The organism is Micromonospora sp. D75 (assembly GCF_018070405.1).
GTDB lineage: Bacteria > Actinomycetota > Actinomycetes > Mycobacteriales > Micromonosporaceae > Micromonospora > Micromonospora chalcea.
In genome coordinates, this window is record NZ_JAGPXV010000737.1 from 1 (window position 1) to 2,664 (window position 2,664).

General features: G+C 70.1%; 2 protein-coding genes and 1 pseudogene. 2 read left to right on the plus strand and 1 reads right to left on the minus strand.

All coding sequences use genetic code 11. From position 1 onward, the window contains the following. Positions 1-279, plus strand: a pseudogene (locus KBX39_RS28360) (hypothetical protein); the annotation flags it as partial. Positions 280-413: 134 nt separating this feature from the next. On the opposite strand, the gene KBX39_RS28365 reads toward KBX39_RS28360, so the two are convergent. Next, on the minus strand, positions 414-1,316 hold the full coding sequence (locus KBX39_RS28365) for an SDR family oxidoreductase (protein ID WP_043323954.1): 903 nt from the start codon (positions 1,314-1,316) through the stop codon (positions 414-416). Positions 1,317-1,468: 152 nt separating this feature from the next. Here KBX39_RS28365 and KBX39_RS28370 point away from each other — a divergent pair. After that, positions 1,469-2,664, plus strand: a 1,196-nt coding sequence (locus KBX39_RS28370; protein WP_210873469.1) for a metallophosphoesterase, incomplete at its 3' end; no start/stop codon positions are given.

A 2,664-nucleotide genomic window follows, 5' to 3' on the forward strand; every position in this document is an offset into this window, starting at 1 on the left:
GTGATGGACGTGCGGGACCTGATCGCCAACAAGACCGCCGCGCTGGTCAACCGCCGGGAGGTACGCGACTACATCGACGTGTCCGCCGCGCTGGACCGGTACACGGTCGCGGAGCTGCTGGAGCTGGCCCGGCAGGTGGACCCGGCGCTGGACGACGAGGACGTGCGCGCCGCCGGCCGCTACCTGGACGGGCTGGCCGACCGGCGGTTCACCCGCTACGGCCTGGACGCACCGCGCATCGCCGAGGTGCGCCGCCGGATGGCCGTCTGGCCCCGCTGAGCAACGGAACCAGACGACCCCGCCGCGCCGGACGGACAGACGCCCGAGTCGCGCCGGACCAGACGACCGAGCCGGGACAAGCCGGACCGGCCGGATGGGCGAGCCGGGACCAGAGAAGCAGCCGGACCGGACGCTCACTTCGTCGGGCGGCCGCCCGTGACGCCGAGGATCTCGCCGGTGACGTAGCTGGACTCCTGGGAGGCGAAGTAGACGTACGCGGGCGCCAGCTCGGCCGGCTGACCGGGACGGCCCAGCGGCGTGTCGGTGCCGAACTGCTTCACCTTCTCCTCCGGCATGGTGGCCGGGATCAGCGGCGTCCAGATCGGACCGGGCGCGACCGCGTTGACCCGGATGCCCCGCTCGGCGAGGTTCTGCGCGAGCGCCTTGGTGAAGTTCGCGATGGCGGCCTTGGTGGTGGCGTAGTCGAGCAGCTGCGGCGACGGGTCGAACGCCTGGATCGACGACGTGTTGATGATCGTCGAGCCTTCCTTCATGTGCGGCACGGCGAACTTGCAGAGCCAGAACATGGCGTACACGTTGGTCTTGAACACCCGGTCGAACTGCTCGGTGGTGATGTCGAGCAGGCCGTTGTCCTGCGACATCTGGTACGCCGCGTTGTTGACCAGGATGTCGACGCCGCCGAGGTCGCGCATCGCCTGGTCGACGAGGGCACGGCAGTTGGCCTCCTCGCGCAGGTCGCACCGGACCGCGACGCCGGTGCGCCCGGCCTGCTCGATCAGGGCGACCGTCTCCCGGGCGTCCTTCTCCTCCTCGTCGGCGAGGTAGGTGACGAGCACGTCGGCGCCCTCGCGGGCGAAGGCGATCGCCACGGCCCGCCCGATGCCGGAGTCGCCGCCGGTGATGATCGCGCGCTTGCCGGTGAGCCGGTCGCTGCCCCGGTACGACTGCTCGCCGTGGTCGGGCTTCGGCCCCATCTGCTGTTCGCTGCCGGGCGGCGTCTGCTGTTGCGACGGCTGTCCCTCACGCTGTCCGTACTGCTCGGCCGGGTGCTGCTGGGTGAACTGGTCCTCGCTCATGTCTGCGCCCCTACCCCGGTGACCGGAGGGGAAACAGCAGCACCGTGACCGTAGGGGAAACAAAACGGGCCGGTGTGGCGCACGCGACATGTGGTGGTTATGGTGCGCAACGGCGCCCACGAGGCGCGTACCCCCCATTGGAAAGGCACCTCATGACTTCCTCCTCCGGCGCCTCCCGGCGCCAGGTGCTGGCCGTCGCGGCCGCCGCCGCGACCGCTCCCCTGCTGGCCGGCGCGCCCGCCGAGGCGAAGCCGAAGCAGCCGAAGACCTGGGACCTGACGATCCTCGGCACGTCCGACACCCACGGCAACGTCTACAACTGGGATTACTACAAGGACGCGGAGTTCGACGACAGCAAGCAGAACGACGTCGGCGTCGCGAAGCTCGCCACCCTGGTCAACCAGATCCGCGCCGAGCGCAAGGGCAGGGCCACGCTGGTCCTCGACGCCGGCGACACCATCCAGGGCACGCCGCTTGCGACGTACTACGCCAAGCAGGAGCCGATCACCAGCACCGGTGAGACGCACCCGATGGCCCGCGCCATGAACATCCTCAAGTACGACGCGGTGACGCTCGGCAACCACGAGTTCAACTACGGCCTGCCGCTGCTGGCCACCTGGATCGAGCAGCTCGGCTTCCCGGCCCTGGCCGCGAACGCGCTCAACGCGAAGACCGGCAAGCCGGCGTTCCTCCCGTACGTGATCAAGGAGGTCAAGCTCGGCGGGCACGGCGCGCCGAAGCTGCGCGTGGGCGTCCTCGGCCTGACCAACCCCGGCGTGGCCATCTGGGACAAGGGCAACGTCGAGGGCCGCCTCGTCTTCGCCGACATGGTCGCCACCGCCGCGAAGTGGGTGCCGGAGATGCGCCGCCGCGGCGCCGACCTGGTCGTCATCTCGGCGCACGGCGGCGACAGCGGCACCTCCAGCTACGGCCCGGAGCTGCCGAACGAGAACCCGACCGCGCTGATCGCCGAGCAGGTCCCCGGCATCGACGCGATCCTGTTCGGCCACGCGCACAACGAGGTGCCGGAGAAGTTCGTCACCAACCTCACCACCGGCGAGCGGGTCCTCACCTCGGAGCCGTCGAAGTGGGGCCAGCGGCTGACCCGGATGGACTTCACGCTGACCCGGGAGAAGGGCCGCTGGACGGTCACCGCCAAGTCGGCCACCACGCTCAACACCAACACGGTGGTCGAGGACCCGGCGGTGCTCGCGGCCGTGCGCGGCCAGCACACCAAGACCGTCGAGTACGTCAACCGCGTCGTCGCGCAGTCCAGCGTGGAGCTGTCGGCCGCCGAGTCGCGGTACAAGGACACCCCGATCCTGGACTTCATCAACCACGTCCAGAC